Source organism: Phycobacter azelaicus, assembly GCF_014884385.1.
Taxonomy (GTDB): Bacteria; Pseudomonadota; Alphaproteobacteria; order Rhodobacterales; family Rhodobacteraceae; genus Phycobacter; species Phycobacter azelaicus.
This window is the reverse complement of sequence record NZ_WKFH01000002.1, coordinates 22,816-44,485: the sequence shown is the minus strand read 5'-3', so window position 1 is coordinate 44,485 and position 21,670 is coordinate 22,816. Positions and strand designations below refer to the sequence as shown.

Sequence of the window (21,670 nt, the reverse complement as noted above, 5' to 3'; positions counted from 1 at the left end):
GCCCCTAGGCCGACAGGCGCGGGGCCTCCTCCATATCGTCCCAGTCCCCCGTGCCGGACTGGCCGCCGTCGGCGCGACCGGTGCGGAAACGCTCCAGCGCTGCGGCCATGGCCTGCGCCTCTTGGGACAGGGCGATGGAGGACGAGGTCACCTCCTCAAAGAGGGCGGCATTCTTGGTGGTGGCATCATCAAGATTGGCCACCGCGCCATTGACCTCCTGCAGGTTGGTCGCCTGTTCCGCCGAAGCGCGCGAGATATTCTGCATCAGATCCGCCGCCGTGGCGACCGATTGGGAAATCTCGTTGATCACCTCGCCGGTGCGCCCGACCAGTTCAGCGCCCATGTCCACATGTTCCTGGCTTTCGGCCACCAGGGTGGCAATCTCGGTCGCCGCCTCCTTGGAGCGATGCGCCAGAGTGCGCACCTCGGAGGCCACCACGGCAAAGCCCTTGCCGACGGATCCCGCCCGGGCCGCCTCGACCCCGGCATTGAGCGCCAGCAGGTTGGTCTGTTGGGCGATACTGTCGATGAGGTCGATGATCCGGGCGATCTTGGCGGCGCTTTCCTTGATCGCTTCCATCGCCGTGAAGGTCCGCTGGACCACCTCAAGGCTTTCGCTGGCATTGCGATGGGCCGTCTCGACCGAAACGGTGGCCTCTCCCGAGGCCTGAGCGGTGCTTTCGACCGAAACCGTCAGCTGGTTGAGCGCCGCCGCGGTCGAGGCCAGGGTCTGCGCCGAATGCTCTGAACGCGCGGACAGATCGCGCGCGGCGCCGGAAATCTCGGTGGTGCCGCTGGCGGTGGACTGACCGCTTTGGCTGAGGCTGTGCACGGAGTCTTCCAGCACCTCAAGGGCGGCGTTGAAATCGTCGCGCAGCTTGGTGTAGCCAGCGCTCATCGGTGCATCGATACGCACGGTCAGATCCCCTTCAGACAGCCGCTCCAGCCCCTTGCCAATGGCGCTGACTGCTGCGGTCTGCTGGGCCAGGTGTTCCTGCCGCTCGGCCTCAGCGGCGCGGGCGATCTCTTCCTTTTCCACGAGACCATTGCGGAACACCGACAGGGCCTGGGCGATGCGGTGGATTTCCGTGCTGGCGCGCTCAAAGCCTTCGACCGGGCTCAGATCGCCACCTGCCAGGTTTTCGGTGGTCTGGCTGATCCGCATCAACGGGCGGGAAATCAAAAGCCGGGTCAGCACCAGCGCCCCCAGCAGCACAGCGGCCGAAACCGCCCATAGTGTCTGCATCTGGACCTGGGCGGACTTCACCTCATCCGAAACGGACATGGCCATCTGCGCGATGGCCGACTGGTTCTCCGCACTGAGCTTGACGGCGCGGCGGGCAATTATGGCCACTGCTTCGACAGCCTGCTGCGAGGCGGCCACCGTATCGCCTTCCGCCGTGATGGAGGCAATGCGCGAGGCGACGAGGCCGGTATCGGGGTCCGTATCGGCGGCAATCCCCTCCAGATCCGACGCAATCTTGCCATCTGCAAAATCCCGGTAGGCCAGCAGGGCCGTGGCTGCGGCTTGCAACGGCTCGGCCGCAGCGCGCACGTCCGCGATCTGGTCTGCGGCCAGAACCTGCAGCGCATTGACCTGCAGGGCGTTGATCTGGGTGTTGATCTCCAGAAGCTGGTTCAGCAAACCGATTTCGTTGTCCAAGAGGCTTTGCACCGCATCGCGGCTGTCCTCGGCGGTTTCATCGGCGACGATTTCCAGGGTGAAGATCGTATCTTCAATCGCTTTTCTCAACACGTTGTCGCTGGCCTGGCGGTGGTCCAGAACCAGCGGGCGCAGTTCTTTCTGCTCCGACCGGCTGGCGGTCATCATCCGGTCAAAAGTATCCAGGGCGTTGGCCACCACCTCAGCCTCGACCGGATCCACGTCCATTTCGGTCAGCTGCTCGGGCAGATCGGCCAGGGCGGCGGTCGAGTTTTCGGCCATCGCGGCCAGCTGGCGTTTTAGGGCCGGGGCACGGGTCTGCCCCAAAGCCATGGTCACACCTGACAGAAGGTTGATTTCAGCCTGCGCCTCGAGAAGGTTCTGCAGCCTGGTGAATTCTTCATTCACCAGAACGGCCAGGGACTCTTCAAGGGCAACCATCGTGTTCTCGCCCCCCTCCGCAAGTGCCGAAGAGGCCTCCTGCGCAGCCTCCATCAGATGCATCTGAAGGGTGAAAGCATGCTCTTGCAGGGAATCGACCTGGGCCATGGTCCGTGCATCATTGGCAAAGGTGGTCGCGCGGGCCTCGGTCAGCGTTTCAACCGCCTGCGCCGCGTCGGTGGCCAGAACCTCATAATCGGCACGCAGCTCGGCGGGGAGCGCGGCAACGCCCTCCTGCACCTGTCCGGCCGCCGCCGTAGCCTGCTCACGCAAAGCAGACAATGCGCCCGGATCGTCGGCCAAAAGGATATCGGTCATCACGGTCCGCGTCAGCCCGGTTGCCTCGGTCAGTTGAGCGCTGACCTCCATCTGGGGCAGCATGTCCCCCGTCAGAACGCCCATATCGTCAGAAACACGCGCAAAAACCGTTGTGACCAGGACTGCAGCGCCGGCAGAGACGCCTCCCATGGCAAGAATGATCAGGACAAGCTTGGCACTGATACTTGACAGGAAATTGGCGCGGCGCGCTCTGGACCGCGTGTCTGAAGGGGGCGTTTTGGCCATTGTCTGTTTCCTATGTGCGTATTGGTCATTCCCGGTTTGTATCGCCCAAGGCCGCCTCCGATCCCTTACTGGCCAATGGGACAATACGCGAAACAGACGGACCATATCGCCCTAGGGTTTATAACTACTTGAGACCTCGCCTGGTTTTTGCAGACAATTTACATGGCTCGTCGCCCCCGATCGCTAAACCACGATCAGGCAGGCGAAAAACGCCTCTTTCAACGGTCGCCCTTTCAAGACAGTGGCCGGGTTAGCCCCTGGCCCCCTGCCCCCGCGCGTAAAGGTCCTCATGGCGGATGATGTCATCCTCGCCCAGGTAGCTGCCGGTCTGCACCTCGATCAGCACCATCGGGACCTTGCCGGGGTTCTCCAGCCGGTGCACCGCGCCAAGCGGGATATAGACCGACTGGTTCTCGGTCACGAGTGTGACCTCGTCGTCGACGGTGACCTTGGCAGTGCCTTCGACCACGATCCAATGCTCTGATCTATGGTGATGCGACTGCAGCGACAACGCCGCGCCAGGGTGCACGTGGATGCGCTTCACCTGGAAGCGCTCCCCCATCACCAGGCTTTCGAACCAGCCCCAGGGGCGGTGATCCTTGGGAAAGGCCTCGGCCTGATGGGCAGACTTGGCCTTGAGCGCCGCAACCGCCTGTTTGACGTCCTGCGCGCGGCTGGTATCGGCCACCAGCACCGCATCGGGCATGGCCACGGCAATCACGTCCTTGAGACCGATGCCCACCACCTCAAGGCCTTCGTCCTCGGAGCGGATCAGGCTGTTCTCGCAGTCGATCGCGGTGGCCGGCCCCGAGGTGACAACGCCGCTTTCATCCGGGCCGGCCTCGCGCCAGACCGCATCCCAGCCGCCCAGATCGGACCAGCCGGCCGCAAAAGGTACGGCGGTCAGGTTGTCTGCCTTCTCCATCACCGCATAGTCGATCGAAATCGCCGGACAGCCCTCCCAGGCGCCGGGGTCGAGCCGGAAGAAGCCAAGATCCGGCGCCCCTTGGGTGATCGCAGCACGCACAGGGTCAAGCAGATCCGGCGCATGGGCGCGGAAGGCGTCCAGAATGGTCTTCACGGAAAACAGGAAGATACCCGCATTCCACAGGAACTGGCCCGAGGCCAGCATCTCTTCGGCGCGGGCCACCCCCGGTTTTTCGACAAACCGTCTCAGGCCGATCGCGTGGGGGGTGAAATCCGGTGTAAATTGAAGGGGATCCCCGTCCAGCTCCAGATATCCATAGCCGGTTTCCGCATGGGTGGGCTTGATGCCGAAGGTCACGATCTGGCCCGCAGCCGCCGCCCCCTGCCCCGCTGCCACGGCGGCGCGGAACGCTTCGGCATCGGGCACCACGTGATCCGAAGGCGCCACCAGCATCAGCCCCTCGGGGTCGGTTTTCTCTAGGTATAGAGCCGCAGCCAGCACCGCAGGGGCCGTGTTGCGCCCCGCAGGCTCGATCAGCACCGCGCCGGGGTCGATGCCCGCGGCGGACAGCTGCTCGGTCACGATAAAGCGGAAGTCGGAATTGGTCAGTACCATGGGGGCCGCATAATCCGCCCCCGACAAACGCCGGGCCGAAGCCTGGAACAGGGTCTCTTCGCCCAGCAGGGGCACAAATTGCTTGGGGTAGCTCTTGCGCGACAAGGGCCACAGCCGGGTACCGGAGCCACCACAGAGCAGAACCGGAGTGATCATTGCACCTGCACTCATGCCTCAATTCCTTTGCTGCCCCGGCTCGCTTTTGTGCCGCAGCGCCCCTCAGAGCGCCGCCAGAGCCTCTACCGCCTCGGGGATCGGATAGTGGTGGTTGCCGACAAACAGCCCGTGGGCATCAATGTAATCGGCATTGGTCAGGGTCCCGTGAATGTCATAGTCGAAATATTTCATCACTTCGTTCTTCGCGAAATTGCCCGCCACGATGGGACGGCATTCGAACCCGGCTGCTGCCAGTTGTTTCACCAGATCGGCGCGGGGCAGATCGGCGCCGTCGCGGATCACCAGCGAAAAGCCGAACCAGCTTGAGTTGCCGATCTCGCGCTGGATCATGAACTTGGGATGATCCGACAGCTTTTCCTGCACCAATGCCCCGTTGGCGCGGCGCCCCTCGATCAGGCCCGGCAGTTTTTTCAGCTGCTCCTGCCCCAGCGCGCCGGACATCTCCAGCGGGCGCAGGTTGTAGCCCGGCAGCACGAAGCGGAAGCTTTCCTCGAAAGGATCATCCGATTTCTCGCCGGTGACATGGTTGAATTTCGGCAGGTTGCGGGTCCAGCCATGGGCGCGCAAGCTCAGCATGACGTGGTACAGCTCCTCGTCATCGGTGACCACCATGCCCCCTTCCATGGTGGAGATATGATGCGAGAAGAAGGAGGAAAACGTGCCCATGACGCCGAAGGTGCCGGCCTCCTTGCCGCCGTATGTGGCGCCCATGGATTCGCAATTGTCCTCGATCATGACGATCTTGCGATCGCCGATCAGCGCTTTGATGGCGTCAAAATCATTTGGATTTCCCAGAAGGTTCACCACCATGATGGCGCGGGTCTGATCGGTGATGGCCGCCTCAAGCGCCGCCAGATCGTAGTTCAACGTCTCGCGGTCGATGTCGACGAACTTCATCCTGAGGCCATACTGGCCCAAGGGGTAATAGGTGGTGGACCAGCTGACCGCCGGCACGATGATCTCGTCGCCGCGCTCCAGTTTCAGATCGGGATTCTTGGTGAAACACAGCGCCGCCGTCATCAACAGGTTCGCCGAGGAGCCCGAATTGACCATGACGGCGTATTTACTGCCGAACTGGGCGGCGAACTGGTCTTCATAGGTGCGCACCTCGGGACCCATGGAGAACATGTCCGAGGCGATCACGCGCTGCAGCGCATCCTGTTCCGCCTGATCCCAGGAGGAGGTGGCAAGAGGGTACTTGAATGTCATGCGTGTCCGCTTTCCAGGTAATAGCGATAGGTCTGCGCGATGCCGTCGCGCAACGAGGTCGGCGCCTGCCAGCCCCAGGCGGTCTGCCGCTCGGTCGAGCATAGCTTTTGTTTCATGCCGACGGGTTTGCTCAGATCATGGGTAAAAGACCCTTGCCAGCCGATCACATCGGCCACCGTGGCGTAATAGTCGTTGATCGAATGATCGTGGCCCAGACCGATGTTCATCGCGCCGGGAAGGGTTTCAAGATCGCCCGCCGCCTTCCAGATGGCATCGGCCAGATCAGCGGCGAACATGAATTCACGCCGCGCGGTGCCGTCACCCCAGATCTCGACCTCAGCCGCGCCCGTCTTCATCGCCTGATGCACCTTGTGGATGATGGCCGGCAACAGATGCGAATGCTTGGGGTCGAACTTGTCGTAGGCGCCATAAAGGTTGCAGGGGATCAGCGTCTTATAAAGCGCCACGGGATCCTCTTGCCGGATATAGTCGCACAGGCGCATGGCCATGATCTTGGCCAGGGCATAGCCTTCGTTGGTGGGCTCCAGCGCGCCGGTGAGGATGCTCTCCTCGCGCAAGGGATTTTCACCTTCACGCGGGTACATGCAGGTGGAGGCCAGATTGATCAGCCGGGTGACGCCCGCCGCCCGCGCGCCCATGATGACATTGCGCCCCATGCGCAGGTTTTCATCAAGGAAAGCCACCGGATTGGCCATATTGGCCTGAATGCCGCCCACACGCCCCGCCGCGTGGATGACCAGATCGGGCTTGTGCGCCTCCAGATAGGCAGCCACCGCGCCCGCATCCGTCAGGTCCAGCTCGCCGCTGCGCGGCGCCAGGATCTCCCAGTCGGCAGCCGCCGCATGATCCTGGATATTGCGCCCCACCATGCCACCGCCGCCAGTGAGGAACAGACGTGGTTTTGCACTCATGCCCTCAGTCCTCGCGGGCGACCGGCGTGTCATAGCCGTGCTCCATCAGCACACGGGAGCGCTGCGCCGCCTTCAGATCCTCGCGGACCATCTCGGCGCACATTTCCTGCACGGTGATTTCCGGCACCCAGCCCAGTTTCGCCTTGGCCTTGGCCGGATCGCCCAAGAGCGTCTCGACCTCGGCGGGGCGGAAGTAGCGCGGATCGATACGCAGGATCACATCCCCCACCTTCAGCGCCGGCGCCTTGTCGCCCGCGACAGCAGCCACGGTGGCGATCTCATCAACACCTTCCCCGGAGAATTCCAGGGTGATGCCCAGCTCGGCCGCGCTCCATTCGATGAACTGGCGTACCGAATATTGCACGCCGGTGGCGATCACGAAATCTTCCGGCGCCTCCTGCTGCAGCATCATCCACTGCATGCGCACATAGTCCTTGGCATGGCCCCAGTCGCGCAGCGCATCAATATTGCCCATGTAAAGACAGGGCTCCAGCCCTTGCGCGATATTGGCCAGACCGCGGGTGATCTTGCGCGTCACGAAGGTCTCGCCGCGGCGCGGGCTCTCGTGATTGAACAGGATGCCGTTGCAGGCATAGATCCCGTAGGCCTCGCGGTAGTTCACCGTGATCCAATAGGCGTACATCTTGGCCACCGCATAAGGGGAGCGCGGATGGAAAGGCGTGGTTTCGGTTTGCGGGATTTCCTGCACCAACCCGTAAAGTTCGGACGTAGACGCCTGGTAGAAACGGGTCTTCTTTTCCAGCCCCAGGAAGCGGATCGCTTCGAGCAGGCGCAGGGTGCCCATGGCATCCACATCGGCGGTATATTCCGGCGCCTCGAAAGAGACGGCCACATGGGACTGGGCACCAAGGTTATAGACCTCATCGGGCTGCACTTCCGACAGGATCCGGGTCAGGTTGGAGCTGTCGGTCAGATCGCCGTAATGCAGTTTGAAACGCGCATTGTCCGTGTGGGGATCCTCAAAGATGTGATCGATCCGGTCGGTATTGAACAGCGAGGCCCGGCGTTTGATGCCATGCACCTCGTATCCTTTCTCCAGCAGAAACTCCGCAAGATACGATCCATCCTGACCCGTGACACCCGTGATCAAGGCCTTCTTCATCTGCTATTCCTCTCTGCCACGGGCCCTTCGGTCGCGAGGGCGGCGGCGCATTGAATCCTTTGATTATCCGTTCTGACCAAAGAACCGGGGCAAGTCCAGTGCACAGCCCAAAATCCCTGCGCGCAGGCGAAATCCAAGCCGGATCATGCCCACAGCCCGAACGCTCAAATGTTTCGCGCGCGAAACATTTTCCGCACCCTCCCGAGGCGCGGATTGCGAGCGCCACCACACGCGGCGCAGGTGGAATTCCCCGCGTTCAGGCCGGATGGCGAGGCCACACAAAAGAGGCAAGGCGGCCCTCAAATGTTTCGCGCGCGAAACATTTGGGAGACTGAGCACAGCAAAGAAAAAGACCCTAAAGGTACCTTTAGGGTCGAATATTGCAGTCATGATGCCCAGCGTCAGCGATGCTTGAGCCAGTCTTTCAGGGCGGCCATCAGCTCGGCATTGACGCCCTCCCCGGTCAGCTCGATCCGGTTCTGAGCTTGCGAAAAGCCAAGGCGCACGCCGGCGGCGGCCTGCACTGTAACCCGCTCGGACGCGGGCGCCCCAGGGGTTCGGATGCTGGGGCGGGGTAGGGCGGCATCCTGCGGCTTTTGCGGCTCTGATGGTGCCTTTAGGGTCGAAGAAGGCTCTTCAACCTGCCCCTCGCTCAGCACCCGATTGAGGATTTCAACCTCCTCGGCGGGGGTCTGGCGCGGCGCGGCTTGCAGGGCGGCGCGCAGCCGTTCGGCAAACCCTTCATCCTCTGCCATGGCCCGCACCAGGGCGAGGCCCAGCTTTTCACTGATGGCAGTGGGATAGAAGAGCACTGCATCCAACTCTTCCACCAGCGTCACGAAGCTGCGGATCTTGGAACGCTTGGCGCGCGGCACATTGGCAAAGAGACTCTGCAGCGCCTTTTTCAGAGTCGGAAACACCTCTTCCTTCATCGCCCGCACCGCGATGCGCGCGCGTTCATAATGGGACAGGTTCACCCGGATCTCATTTTCTTCGACCATGGCGATATAGGCATCCTGCGCCGTATCGGGGCGGATGATCAGCGCCTTGACCGTGGCGAATTTAGGATCTGATGTCTCGGCATAGAGCCGCTTTAGCGCGCCAAGGCGGCGCCAACCCGAAATCAGACCGTGGCTGCGCCCATCCGGGCGGCCTTCCAGCGGCACCAGTTCGATCGGGGTCTGCTGGCCGCGGGCGCGTAAGGATTCAACCAGAGCCTCCATTTCCTCGGCATCCTGTTCGATCCGGTCGCGCACGAGGTGGGTCTCATCGATGGCCGAAAGCGGCACCTCTTCGATCATCAGCCCCTTGGCGCGGGCGGTCTCCAGCACATCGGACAGCTCCCGCAGGGCAGCGGTCGAGGCCGCCTCGGAAGCGACCTGCGCAATCGGAGCAGCCCCCACGGACATCGGCCCGCCAAGGGCGGATTTACCTTCCGGCGCGCCGGACAGATAGGTGGTCTGTGCTGGCATCAGTCGTTTGCGTTTGGCCATCTGCCCATCTCCTTCTGGCTGTCTCCTTTGGGCGCGCAGCCTGCGCCATCATCCCTGCCGGGGCCTTACTCGGCCGCGCTCTGCATCTGCACCTCGGCGCGGCGCCAGCAGCCAATGAGCAGCCGTTTGAAGGCGGCATAGGTCTCATCAAATGTTTCGCGCCCGCGCGCATAAGTCTCGCGGTTGAAATCGCGATAGTCGGCCTCGTAGATGCCACTGACCTGCTCGCCGGCCTGACCTATGAGGGCGGTGAAATCCTGTTTATGAGGGGAGAGCACCGGCCCCATATAAGCCTGCATCAGCGCCGCCAGCTCCCCCTGCTGGGCGCTGTCGTAGCGGGTGATCACCGCGCGCACCGCATCCCATTCAAAGCCCATCTCGGGGCGGCCCAGGGCGCGGGCGGCGAGGTTCTCGCCCTCCTCGATGCTGGCAAAGGTGGAATGCAGCATGTCGAAGAACCGCCCCGTACTGTCGAACTCCAGGAAGGACGCCCCCATGGGCACCAGAAGGATGTCGGCGGCCGACAGCCCGTTGATGGTGAGATAGCCAAGAGCCGGCGGGGTATCGATGAAGATCACGTCATACTGGTCCAGCACGCCGTCCTCTTCCAGCCGGTCGGTGAGCGCATCCCAGAGCTTCCAGGAGCGCGCCGCCATGCGCCAGACCGGGATCTGGAACTCGGCCCAATAAAGGTTCAGCTGAGCGCCGATAAGGTCGATATTGGGCCAATGGGTGGGCTGGATCACATCGGCGGCCGTCATCTCCATCGCCGCGGTCAGGCTGTCGTCCAGCGGCTGGGGTGCATCGCCCCGGTCCAGGCGGCGCTGGTTTTCTACCCGCAGGTGTTCGCCGTAGTGGCGGGCCAAGAGCGGAAAGGCGGTCTGCCATTCGTCTTCGACCCGGCCACCAAAGATCGAGGTCATCGATCCCTGGCTATCGAGATCAATGACCAGCACCTTGTAGCCATCCAATGCCGCCGACATGGCCAGATGCGCGGCGGTGGAGGTCTTGCCCACACCACCCTTGAAATTGGCCACGGCAACCATCTTGGCGGGCAGTCCTTTGGGGCGGTAGGGGATGTAATCCTTGGCCTTTGATCCTTGCGCCGCGAAATGGGCCCGCAGGGTCAGCACCTCGTCGAGGGTGAACCATTTGGCGCCGCCTTCGGTTTCCGAACGCCCCTGCGGCAGCTCGGGGTTGGCCTTCAGCACCCGGCGGAAATGGGCCTGGGCGACGGGGATCAGGTAGCGGGTGATTTCCCAGGTGGAAAACAGGCGTAAGCTTTTGCGCCCTTCCTCGTTCAATCCCCGGCTTGCCAGATCGGCGCGGCCCCGGGCGCAGCCCTCTGCGATGGCCGCAAACCCTTCGGTGCTGGTGGGGGCATCAAGATCTGCCAGAGCCGCATCGGGGTCGATATTGAAATAGGGGGGCAGATCCGCGCCTCGGCCTGTCTCTTTGCGCGCTGCGTCTTTTCTGTGGATATCTCGTGCCATAGGAGATCGCCTGCCTTCCTGTTCTTCAGCAACGATCCCAGCCGTTTTAGGGTAGCTTCGGCCTGATGTGCTGCCTTTTTGACAAGATAGCAAAAAACAGCGCACATGGAAGCATTATGCGCACCTCTTTGGATTTTTCTAAGCAAATCCGCTGTTTGCGATCGGGGAAATCGGGCTGTTTTGAGGGCCTGAAAATTTTCTGCCCTGTTATTTATGAGTTATATTATAGTTAAGGGAGATTGAGTTTTCCTGCAAAGCCCTTTTTTCATTGGCGATCAGATGCAGATTTTGGACCTTAGTGACTCTGAAACCCCGATGAAATGACTCCAAACCCCCGAAGAAGCGATTCCGGAACCCCGTTGCGAGACGATGTGGATAACTTTAGGGTGAGCGTAATCAAAACCACGAAACCGAGTCACCCTGGGCGGGCGCGCTGAAGACGCCCTTTGAACAACTGGGGGATGAAGGACAGGCAGAAGAGCAATGGCGACAGGGGTGACCGGCGGCGGTCTGACAGCGGGGGCCTATCCCCCCGAAGGGCAGGGGGAGTTCTTTCTCTGCGATATTTTCGATGCGATCCCCAAGAACGATCTGGCCTCGATGGAGCATCCGCTGTTCTCGCTCGGCACCCGGCCCGACCGGCGCATCCTGTCCTATGAACACAATGGCGCCGAGATCACCGTCACCCCCAGCGTCAAGGGGCTGGCGACGATCCACGACAAGGACATCCTGATCTTCTGCATCAGCCAGCTGATGGCGGCCTTGAACGCGGGCCGCCAGGTCAGCCGCACGCTGCACCTCAAGGCGCACGACCTTCTGGTGGCGACCAATCGCGAAACCAGCGGGGATGCCTACCGGCGTCTGCGCGAGGCTTTTGAACGTCTGGCCGGCACTCGTATCACCACGAATATCGTGACCGGCGGGCAGGAGGTCACCTCAGGCTTTGGGCTGATCGAGCGCTGGGAGATCGTGAGGAAGGCTCGCGGTGGGCGCATGGTCAGCGTCGCCGTCACGCTCAGTGACTGGCTCTATCGTGCGGTGCTGTCGAAATCGGTGCTGACCCTTTCCCGCGATTACTTTCGCCTGAGAAAGCCTCTTGAGCGGCGGATCTATGAGCTGGCGCGCAAACACTGCGGCCGACAAGCCAGCTGGCAGATTTCGGTTGAGACCCTCCTCAAGAAATCGGGCTCCGCCAGCCCGCGCCGGGTCTTTCGCAAGATGCTGCGCGACATGATCGCAGCGCAGCCCTTGCCCGATTACACGCTGGAAGAGCTGCCCGGCGATCTGATCCGGTTTTCCCAGAAAAACGCCGTGGTGAGCAGCATGGATGCGGGCGCGCCCATGCTGAAACCCCAGACGCTGGAGGCGGCGCGTGATCTGATGCCCGGCGCTGATGTCTACGCGCTGGAGGCCGACTGGCGCGCCATGTGGGCCCGCTCGGGCAGCCCGCGCCTGCGCCAGGCCGATGCTGCTTTCCTTGGCTGGGTGAAAAAGCGGTCTCAGAGAAATTGAAATCTGAGAAATTGAAACAGGACAGCTGAAAATAGGCTCTAAGCAGGCTGTTTTCAGCTTTTCAGAGCATTTCCCATGTCAGGTGACCGGGTCCAAATGTTTCGCGCGCGAAACATTTGCGGGCTTCAATGGGGGCAGGGGTCAGATCTGGATACGCTTGTCAGAAGGCACCAGTGCGTTGATCCGGGCGATATGTTCCGGCAGGCAGCGGGTTAGGAAATCATAGGTCTCCACCACATGGGCGCGGGCATTGGGGCCAAGGTGGGCATAGGCATCAGGGCGCGCCAGCACATCCACCACCTGATCGGCCAGGGCTTTGGGGTCAAAGAAATCCACCAGCATGCCGGTTTCCCCATGGGTTACCGCCTCGCGCACCGGATCCACATCGGCGGCCACTACCGTGGCCTGCATCGACATCGCCTCCAGCAAGGACCAGCTGAGCACGAAGGGCATGGTCAGGTAGATATGGCAGCGGCTGATGCGGATGATGCGGCACAGATCGTCATAGGGCACCTTGCCAAGGAAATGCACCCGGCTCCAATCGATGCTGTCGCCCAACTCCTCTTCCATTTCGCCGCGCAGGCCGCCGGGATGCTTGCTTTCGGCGCCATAGGAGGTCTCGTTTCCGCCGATCATCAGGATCCGCGCCTCGGGGCGGGCCTCAAGGATCCGGGGCAGGGCGCGCATCATGATGTGAAAGCCGCGCGCCCGCTCCATGTTGCGCGCCACATAGGTGATCACCTCATCTTGCCGCGTCAGCGCACGCCCCAGCCGCCCGAGCGAGATCGAGGCACCCGGATCGGGGGTCAGCCGGTCGGTGCGGATGCCGTCATGGCAGACATACATGCGATCATGAAAGGAGGCGGGGAACCGGTCGCGCTGCCAATAGGTCGGCGCATGCCCCAGATCGACGCTTTCGATGCTGGCATAGGGCACCGTGTTGCGCGCCTTGGCAAAAAAGCCGGCCTGATCGTTGGGCGGGGTCTCGGGGTCAAAGCCCACCAGCCCCCCCGAGGTGCGGTAGAAATATTCAAAAAAGCCGATCACCGGCACATCCGACCAGATCTCCTTCATGAACAGAAGCTCTCCCCAGCCGGTATGACCGATGATGATATCGGGGCGATAGCCGTCGCTCTTTTCCAGCGCGCGCAGGGCGAGGGCGGCGCCAAGGCCTGCGCCAGCGGCGGTTTCCCAGTCCTTTGACAGCCCGTAGGCATCCTTGCCGGCCTTATGATGCGGGCGGTAGCTGATCCGGCGCACCCCCTTGATCTGCACATCCTGGCGCTGGGTCAGAAAGGCCAGGTCGTGTTCACCCTGCGCGGCCAGCCACATCAGGATTTCGCGGTACTGACCGGGCATGTTCTGGTGCACAAAGAGAAGTTTCATGACGGGGTCGACGCGCCTTTGCCTGTTTGCCTGGCTCATGCTTGCCGGGTATGGGGGCAAAGTGCAAGGCGAGGGGGGCAGACCTGCGGGGCTTTAGAAAATCTCTATCGTGCCATGCAGCCCGGTGACATCGGTTAAACCGCGCATGAACAGCGTATCGCCCTCTCCGAAATCAAAGCGCACCCCGTCGGGATCAAATGAGGCAAAGCGATTGAGCACGCTTTGGCCCGTCTGGTTCGCTCCGACCAGATCGGTCGAAAATCGCAGGGTGTCGCGGTCCACTTCGTAATCCAGCAGCAGATCGCGGTCACAGCCCCTGTCGAAGATGAAGGTATCCGCCAGGGTGCCGCCGCGCAGGGTATCATCGCCGGGCCCCCCTTCCAGAACATCGACCCCCTGGTTCCCCAGCAGGCGATCCTCGCCGCTGCCCCCTTTCAGCGTATCATCGCCGGTGCCACCAAAAAGCGCATCCTCGCCGCTGCCGCCGGAGATCCAGTCAGAGCCGAAATTGCCATAAAGCGTGTCATTGCCCGAGTTGCCAAAAAGCCGGTCCCAGGCCGAGCCGGCCTCGATCCGGTCATTGCCGCGCCCCCCGGCCAGCAGGTCATCCCCTTCGGAGCCAAAAAGCGTATCGTTGTCGTCCCCGCCATAAAGGCTGTCCCAGCCCGAGCGGCCATAGATCGTGTCATTGCCCGCGCCGCCATCGACAAAATCCACCCCGTCGCCCGAGCTGATGTAGTCATCCCCCGCCTCGCCGTAGATCGTATCGAGCGCGGTGTTGCCGAAGATGGTGTCATTGCCCGCGCCACCATAAAGCGTGTCATCGCCGGTGCCGCCCAGCAGGCTGTCATTGCCCGCGCCGCCAAACAGCTGATCGGTCGAGCTGGCGCCGCTCAGGCTGTCGTTTCCTGCCTCGCCCCAGATCCGATCGGCCCCGGTGCGCCCCTCCAGCAGATCCTCCCCAGCCCCGCCATAGAGACTGTCGTTGCTGTCTCCACCATCGATCCGGTCGGAGCCGTCGCCACCGTACATCCTGTCATTGTCACTTCCCCCATAAAGGCTGTCCGCCCCCGCGCCGCCCTCCATCCGGTCCTGGCCGCTGCCGCCGTTCAGGTGATCGTTGCCGACGCCACCTGTCAGCGTGTCGTTGCCGTCCTCCCCATAAAGCCGGTCGTTGCCAGCTTCACCGTATAGCTGATCATTGCCCTCACCGCCGCTTAAGCTGTCATTGCCTGTTCCGCCCCAGGCCCGGTCAGCGCCTGTGCCCCCCTCGAGCAGATCCTCGCCCAGACCACCATAAAGACTGTCGCTGCCGGTGCCGCCAAACAGCTGGTCATGGCCGTCTTCGCCGTAAAGGCGGTCGTTGTCATCCTCTCCATAAAGTCTGTCCTGACCGCTGCCACCATACAGGCTGTCCGCGCCGGTGCCGCCCCAAAGACTGTCCTGCCCATTCTGGCCAAACAGCGTGTCGGCACCGCCCATCCCGCGCAGGCTGTCATTGCCGTCCGCGCCCACCAGCTGTTCGGCGCTGTCGTTTCCGCGGATCTGCACCGGGGTGTCGCTGGCCAGAGGCGGACGGTAGAGGCCCAGAAGGTCGGAGCGGATGAAATCCTCATAGGACAGGCTGCTGCCGTCCTGCGTGATCAGACGCAGCTCGTGCCCCCGGTAGGTGAGCAGGGCACCATCGGTGCGGGCGCTGATCTGCAGTTGATCCACCGAGGTGAGACCAGCCCAGTTTTCCAGATCGATACGATCCTCGGACGGGGAAAAATCCAGCACGGTCGCGCTGCTGTTGCGGCTGCCGGAGAGTACGAAGACATCGGCGCCATCGCCCCCGTAGAGCTGCTGCTGCGCTGCACCGGCGATGAGGATATCGTCCCGCGCGCTGCCGCGTAGCTGGCTGCCGCTGCCCGTGGTGATGGCACCGCTTTGGGCGATGTCGATGCGCAGGTGGCTGACGCCGGGCTCGCTTTCGGAGGTGGCAAAGACATGTAGCGTGCCCCCCACCAGCGACAGGGCAAGACCATTGACGTTGCTCAGGCTGAGGCTGCTGTTGTCGGCGATACTGTCCAGCACCATCAGACGGCCACCGGGCAAGAGGGCAAAGAGGGTCAGCCCGTCATCGCTGCCGCCCGCCACCACATAGGTCCAGCCTGCATGGGTAAAGCTTTCCAGCACCTGTACCCCGCCAAACCGGGTCTCCAGCGTGTCGCTCACATGGTCAAGCACAGACAGGCGGCCATCTGCAGCCACCGCCATCACCGTGATACTGCCGGATCCGGCCGCGCCCGCCAGCAGCATCGCCTGCCCACCGACCTCAAGCGCCAGCAGCGCGCTTGGCTGGGCCATGCCCACCCCTTCGGCGGCACCCAGGCTGCTGCGCAGGGTCAGTTGTCCGCCCTGACCAAGGGCAAAGCTGCTGATGCCGGATTCGCCCTGGGCGGCGCTGAACACATAGCGCGTGCCGCCCTGCTCAAGGCTGGCCATGGCCGAGACATCCCGCGCATAGATCCGGCTGCTGTCGCCCAGCCATTGCAGCGGGCGCAGGCTGCCATCGCCCAGTCGCTCAAAGCTTTGCAGCCCCTGTTGCCCGGCGCCGGCCCCGATCAGGATCTGACGCCCCGCGACCGGAGCCGAGAGCACCGCAGCCAGATCCCCGGCAAAGCCCGACTGGCCGGAATAAAAGGCCTCGGACCGGCTGATCCCAAGGCTGCCCTGATCGCCCCGGTCCACAAGCCGCTCCAGCGCCGCCTCTTCCAGGGCAAAGACCGTGTTGCGGATGCGGATCGCGGCCGCCTCGCCGCTGGACTGTTGGGTGCTCTGCAACTGCAGGCGCCCGCCGACAAGATCAAAGAGGTGAACCGCGCTGCCGCGCCCGGCATGCAGTTCCAGAAGGGCCGCGCCCTGTCCGCTGACAAGAACCGGCGCCGTGGCGCTGTGATACTGAGAAGGAAGGGCCGCGCGCCCCAAAACCGAAAACCGTGACATGGACATTCTGACCTGTGATTGCTCACGGCCAAGGTGGCGGGCAGGGGTTAACCCCGGGTGGAGCCGCGCGCAGCCCAATCGTCAATTATGTTTAGGATTGTTTCTATTTTGGGGCCAATGATGCGAACAAACCGGGGGTGTTCCGGGATCATTTTGCCTTTTTCATATTGCTCACATGCAGGGCGATGGCTTCTTCGACGTCGTCGAAATAGGTCACCTCGCCATTTTCCAGCACCGCGCCGGCATTGCAGAGATTGCGCACCTCGATCAGCGAATGGGTGACCACGATGGCATTTGATTCTTTCATCCGCGCCTTGAAGATGGCCGCGCTTTTGCGGCGAAAGGCGCTGTCTCCGACCGAGGTCACCTCGTCCACCAGGTAGGTGTCAAACTTCAGTGCCATGGAGATGCCGAAGGCCAGGCGTGAGCGCATGCCTGAGGAATAGCTGCGCACCGGCATGTGCAGATGGCCGCCGAGAGCCGCGAAATCGGCGACGAAATCCAGCAGATCATCGGTGTCCACACCATAGATGCGGGCCACGAAACGGGCATTCTGAGCGCCGGTCAGATCGCGGTGAAACGAGCCCGCGAACCCCACTGGAAAGGAGACATTTCCCGAGGAGATGATGCGCCCCGAATCCGGGTTCATCGTGCCCGAGATCATCTGCAACATGGTGGATTTGCCCGCCCCGTTGCGCCCCAGCAGGGCCAGCGACTTGCCCTTTGGGATGGTCAGGTTGACGTTGCGGGCCACGAATTTGCGCCCGTTGGGGGTGGGAAAACTCTTGGTCAGATTTTCCAGCGTGATCATGCTCAGCCCTCTTCCCGCCGGTTAGCGCCCGTCCTCAATCAACGCCCGTCCGCAATTAACGCCTGTCCCGAAGCGAGTAGTAGATCAGGGCCGAGGTGCTCCAGGCGATGAGCAGGAACAATACGGTCAGCCCCATCAGCAGCGGGCGGCGGGGGTATTCTGCGCTTTCGGCCAGGGTGGGGTGCAGATAAGCCGCCAGATAGCGGCTCTGGCGCTGTGCCTGGGCGAGGGCAATATCATAGTTGGACAGGGCGCCGGTGTATTTCTTCTCGGCAAACTCACGGTCCACCATCAGCCGTTCGAATTCTGCCACCAGCGTTGCATAGCCTTCGCCCGAGGCGGTTTCCCGGCCGCTGCCGAATTTGTCGCGCTCGGCCTCGATGCGGGCGCGCAGGGCCGCGATGCGCTGTTGCGATTTCTGCAGGCGGGGGTCGCCCTGCTGGACCGAGGTGAGCAGCAGGTCGTAATCAATGAGTTCCTTGCCCAATTGCTGCTGAAGGGTGTTCAAAAGCCCCATCTGCATCTGGATATCGGCGCTGGGATCGACGATCTGCGTGCGCGAGCGGAAAGAGGTCAGGGCCTGACGCGCCTGCTTCAGCTGCGCGACGGCGGTGTCCAGCTCTTCGCGGGCATAGCGGGTGGCATCCTCGCGGGCGATGGCCGAGAGCATGTTGATCATCTCGCTGCTCTCGCGGAAGATTTCTTGGGCAATGGCGCGGGCCTCTTCCGGGGTGAAGGCCAGGATCTTCAACTCGATCAGACCGGTGCCCGGCGCATAGGAGATCAGCACCATGCGCTGCCAGTAGTCGACCAGATCCTCGATGCTGCTGTCCGGTGCCAGGGAAAAGACCGGATCGGTGGTGTGGTGGCGACTGTAGAGACTGTGCAGGTCCAGCGTTTCGTCGACCCGTTCCACCAGCTCCTGAGACTGGATGAATTCGAACAGGATGTCACTGTCCGATGAGCTGGCGCCGGAAAAGGCTCCAAGGCCGCCCAGAAGGTCCACCGCCGATGGGGTATCCTCGCGGCGCACGGTGAAGCCGACGCTGGAGGTGTACTGGTCCACCGCCCGGGTCCACAGGTAGCCACCGGTGATGAAACTGGGCAGGATCACACAGACCAGGAAACTGAGGAATAGCATCCAATGACGCCGCTGGCGCCGGGCCGGGCGGGCCGGGGCATAGATCGGATCGGCCGGTGGTTTCGCAGCCGGTTTCGGCTTAGGCTTAGGCTTGGGAGCCTCCGCGGCCTTTGGCTTGGCCTCCGGTTTGCTCTTTGGCTTGGCGGGCGCTTTCGAGGGCGTCTTGCCTGTCTCAGCACTTGCCTGTTTTGACGCGGCGGGATTTGATTGATTATCAGCCAAGCCTGTGGTCCAAACGATTGTTTCCAAAACTGTCTATCAGATTTCACAAGCCGTGCGAAAGTACCAGCCTTAATGACACAAACCCCGATAGCAGAGCTGCCCGAGGCCCAGAGTGTCCCGCCCGCGATGACCCCGGCAGTGCCGTCCAATCTCCGCTACCGCGGCCTGCGCACCGTGGTCGCCCTGATCCTGCGTGAGATGTCGACCACCTACGGGCGCAGCCCGGGCGGTTATATCTGGGCGATCCTGCAGCCGGTGGCGATGATCGTTATCTTGACCCTTGCCTTTTCCTTTCTGCTGCGCTCGCCCTCGCTCGGGACCAGCTTCGTGCTGTTTTATGCCACCGGGTTCATGGTGCTGCGCATGTTCCAGGAGGTTTCGACCGCCGTGGGGGCGGCGATCTCCTTCAACCAGGCGCTGCTGGCCTATCCGCGGGTCACCTATGTGGACACATTGGTCTCGCGCAGCATCCTGGCGGTTCTCACCCAGATCATGGTGTCGGCGATCATCTTTACCGGGGTTTTCATCGTGGAGGATATCCGGGCGATCCTGGATTTCGGCCCGATCCTTTTGACCTATGCGATGACCACTCTGCTGGCGGTGGGGATCGGCACCTTCAACGCCTACATGAGTTTTTCCTTCCCGGTCTACAAGATGATCTGGGGCGTGCTGACCCGGCCCCTGATGCTGGTGTCCGGCGTCTTCTACATCTACGAAGATCTGCCCATGGTTGTTCAGAACATCCTCTGGTTCAATCCGCTTGTGCATTTGACGGGGCTGATCCGTACGGGTTTCTATTCCACCTACGACCCGGGCTATATCTCGCTGATATATGTGGCACTTCTCGGGGTGATCCCCGGCTTCTTCGGCATCCTTTTACTGCGCAAGTTCAGCAAGGACATCCTTTACAAGTAAGGGTGCCTTTGCCCCGGAGATGGCAGCAAGCGACTCAATGAAAAAGGCCGTGCCCCTTTTGGAAGCACGGCCTGTCTGTTAATGCGCTGTCCCCGCTGTCGAGGCGGGGGCAGGGGGATTATTCGGCGGCGGTTTCGTGGTCCGCCTTGACCCATTTCAGCTTGTCGCGCTGGACCTGCTCGACCGGCAGGATGTCCTGACCCTTGTAGGCCAGGGCCTTGTCCACGTTCTTCAGATCGCGGCACAGGCGGCGCAGCCCGTCGGGCTCGAGGCTGGCGGCATGGTCGGTGCCTTTCCAGGTGCGGTCCAGGGTGAAGTGACGCTCGATATGGGTGAACTTGCCCTTGCCGTCCGCCTCCATGGTGCGGCCCACCGCCAGGGCGGCCACATCGGCGGTAATGCCAAGGTGGTGACCAGAGAAGCCGATACCTTTGACGGTGGCGCCGAATTTCTCCATCAGGTTGCGGATTTCGAACAGGCAGATGTCTTCAAAGGCCACCGGGTAGCCCGAGGTGCAGCTGTAGACCACCAGGTCCTTGGCGCGGCCGCGCTCGGCGTAGAAGTTCACCAGATCGCCGATTTCCTGACCGGTGGACATGCCGGTGGAGACGTGGATCTCGCCCGCGTAATGCTCGCAGAGATAGCCCTGCAGGTCATAGTGCTGGTTGGTGGCCGAGGGGATTTTCAGAAGCGGCGGGTTCAGCGCTGCCATTTCCTTGGCCGAGGTCAGATCCCAGACACTGGTGGAATAGGCGATGCCGTTTTCCGTGCAGCAGTCGATCAGCTCTTTATGCTGGTCGGTGTCAAATTCCAGGAACTCGCGGTGAGCGCCATAGGTGTCGCCGTAGGAGTTCGCCGGGTTGGGGTGCGGGGTGTCATATTGCTTGGGGGTGAGCAATTCACGGTTGTGGCGCTTCTGGAACTTGGCGATATCCGCCTTGCAGACGTGCGCTGCGACCCGGATCAGTTCCTTGGCGATATCCATTTCGCCTTTGTGATTGCATCCGATCTCGGCGATAACCTTTACCGGAGAATGTGCTTCAGTCATGAGATCTGCCCAATGTGTTACATAATGCGTGGCGTCCGGGAAACCTGCGCCTCTACCGCGCTACAATCTAGGCGTGAGCGAGGGCGGCTCCCAAACGAATGCGACCGCCGGCCGCAGGATCGCGTCTTGGTAGCGCAGAAAGGCCGATCGTGAAAGGCGATAAATCACCCCTGTCCGATCCGCTGGCCGCCGCGCGCACCCAGTCCGCCACCCCCGTCGAACCTGTGCCGCAAACACGGTCTGATCTGGTCGACGGGTTGGTCTCTGTGATCATGCCAGTCTTCAATGCAGAAAAGACACTTACGCGGGCCGTGGCTTCGGTTCAGGCGCAGGACTATCCCGATTGGGAGCTGGTGCTGATCGAGGATGGCTCCTCTGACGGATCAGCGGATCTTTGCGCGGATCTGGCGGCCGCGGACCCGAGGATCCGGGTTCTGCGCCAGTCGCGCAACAGCGGCGCGGCCGCGGCGCGCAATGCCGGCCTTGCGCAGGCGCGCGGGCGTTACATTGCCTTTCTCGATGCCGATGATGAATGGCTGCCGGAAAAGCTCACCTCTCAGTTGAGCTTCATGGAGGCAAGCGGCGCATCTTTCAGCTATACCGGTTTCTGGCGCCAGCGCGGAGCACAGCGCCGCCAGGTCCGGGTGCCCGCAGCGGTCGATCGCGCACAGCTGCTCAAGGGCAATGTGATCGGTTGCCTGACCGCGCTTTATGACCGGGCCCATTTCGGCACGGTTGAAATGCCGGACCTGCGCATGCGGCAGGACTTTGCCCTCTGGTTGAAACTGCTGGAGCAGGGCGGGCGCGCGCATGGGCTGGACCGGCCGCTGGCGATCCATCATGTTCAACCGGATTCGCTCAGCGCTCCGAAAGGGCGCGCGATCCGGGCCACATGGCAGATGTACCGCACGCATCTCGGGTTTTCGCCTGCGCGCGCGGGCTGGTACCTGTCGAACCATCTGCTGCGCCGCCTGCTGCGCGGCTAACTGCTCAAAGGGCACATGAGGGC

The 21,670-nt window shown here is 62.3% G+C and carries 15 protein-coding genes; 3 read left to right on the top strand and 12 right to left on the bottom strand.

Going from position 1 to position 21,670, the window contains the following annotated elements; translation table 11 throughout:
- Positions 1-4 precede the first annotated feature (4 nt).
- The 7 genes from INS80_RS01020 to INS80_RS00990 form a co-directional block, all read right to left on the bottom strand.
- Positions 5-2,668, bottom strand: a complete 2,664-nt coding sequence (locus INS80_RS01020) for a methyl-accepting chemotaxis protein (protein ID WP_192963768.1) — start codon at positions 2,666-2,668, stop codon at positions 5-7.
- A 250-nt stretch (positions 2,669-2,918) separates the two neighbouring features.
- On the bottom strand, positions 2,919-4,367 hold the full coding sequence (locus INS80_RS01015; protein ID WP_192963782.1) for a mannose-1-phosphate guanylyltransferase/mannose-6-phosphate isomerase: 1,449 nt from the start codon (positions 4,365-4,367) through the stop codon (positions 2,919-2,921).
- Between the two features lie 63 nt (positions 4,368-4,430).
- Positions 4,431-5,597, bottom strand: coding sequence for a DegT/DnrJ/EryC1/StrS family aminotransferase (locus INS80_RS01010; protein WP_192963767.1), 1,167 nt, complete (start codon positions 5,595-5,597; stop codon positions 4,431-4,433).
- Entirely contained in the window at positions 5,594-6,529 is a 936-nt protein-coding gene (locus INS80_RS01005; protein ID WP_192963766.1) for a GDP-L-fucose synthase family protein, read from the bottom strand. Before INS80_RS01005 ends, INS80_RS01010 begins: the two co-directional genes overlap by 4 nt.
- A gap of 4 nt (positions 6,530-6,533) precedes the next feature.
- Positions 6,534-7,652 (bottom strand): GDP-mannose 4,6-dehydratase, encoded by a 1,119-nt coding sequence (gene gmd / locus INS80_RS01000; RefSeq protein ID WP_192963765.1) that lies wholly within the window; start codon positions 7,650-7,652, stop codon positions 6,534-6,536.
- A 401-nt stretch (positions 7,653-8,053) separates the two neighbouring features.
- Positions 8,054-9,145, bottom strand: coding sequence for a ParB/RepB/Spo0J family partition protein (locus tag INS80_RS00995; protein WP_192963764.1), 1,092 nt, complete (start codon positions 9,143-9,145; stop codon positions 8,054-8,056).
- A 65-nt stretch (positions 9,146-9,210) separates the two neighbouring features.
- Positions 9,211-10,638: an AAA family ATPase gene (locus INS80_RS00990; RefSeq protein ID WP_192963763.1), complete on the bottom strand. Its 1,428-nt coding sequence runs from the start codon at positions 10,636-10,638 to the stop codon at positions 9,211-9,213.
- Between the two features lie 483 nt (positions 10,639-11,121).
- On the opposite strand from INS80_RS00990, the gene INS80_RS00985 reads away from it, so the two are divergent.
- Positions 11,122-12,150 carry a replication initiator protein A gene (locus INS80_RS00985; RefSeq protein WP_192963762.1) on the top strand — a complete coding sequence of 343 codons (1,029 nt, stop codon included), beginning with the start codon at positions 11,122-11,124 and terminating at the stop codon, positions 12,148-12,150.
- A gap of 141 nt (positions 12,151-12,291) precedes the next feature.
- Here the strand turns inward: INS80_RS00985 and INS80_RS00980 are convergent, their stop codons facing one another.
- From INS80_RS00980 to INS80_RS00965, 4 genes are all read right to left on the bottom strand, one after another.
- Entirely contained in the window at positions 12,292-13,536 is a 1,245-nt protein-coding gene (locus INS80_RS00980) for a glycosyltransferase family 4 protein (protein ID WP_192963761.1), read from the bottom strand.
- A gap of 93 nt (positions 13,537-13,629) precedes the next feature.
- On the bottom strand, positions 13,630-16,524 hold the full coding sequence (locus tag INS80_RS00975) for a calcium-binding protein (RefSeq protein ID WP_192963760.1): 2,895 nt from the start codon (positions 16,522-16,524) through the stop codon (positions 13,630-13,632).
- Between the two features lie 148 nt (positions 16,525-16,672).
- On the bottom strand, positions 16,673-17,335 hold the full coding sequence (locus INS80_RS00970) for an ABC transporter ATP-binding protein (protein WP_192963759.1): 663 nt from the start codon (positions 17,333-17,335) through the stop codon (positions 16,673-16,675).
- A gap of 55 nt (positions 17,336-17,390) precedes the next feature.
- Entirely contained in the window at positions 17,391-18,698 is a 1,308-nt protein-coding gene (locus INS80_RS00965) for a KpsE/RkpR family capsule polysaccharide export protein (RefSeq protein ID WP_192963758.1), read from the bottom strand.
- 72 nt (positions 18,699-18,770) lie between these two features.
- Between INS80_RS00965 and INS80_RS00960 the strand changes: the two genes are divergently transcribed.
- Positions 18,771-19,613, top strand: a complete 843-nt coding sequence (locus tag INS80_RS00960; RefSeq protein WP_192963757.1) for an ABC transporter permease — start codon at positions 18,771-18,773, stop codon at positions 19,611-19,613.
- A 118-nt stretch (positions 19,614-19,731) separates the two neighbouring features.
- Here the strand turns inward: INS80_RS00960 and INS80_RS00955 are convergent, their stop codons facing one another.
- A complete protein-coding gene (locus INS80_RS00955) occupies positions 19,732-20,661 on the bottom strand; it encodes an N-acetylneuraminate synthase family protein (protein WP_192963756.1) in 930 nt (309 codons plus the stop codon).
- A gap of 149 nt (positions 20,662-20,810) precedes the next feature.
- Here INS80_RS00955 and INS80_RS00950 point away from each other — a divergent pair, with 149 nt between their 5' ends.
- Positions 20,811-21,647, top strand: a complete 837-nt coding sequence (locus tag INS80_RS00950) for a glycosyltransferase family 2 protein (RefSeq protein ID WP_369411346.1) — start codon at positions 20,811-20,813, stop codon at positions 21,645-21,647.
- The last annotated feature ends 23 nt before the right edge of the window (positions 21,648-21,670 follow it).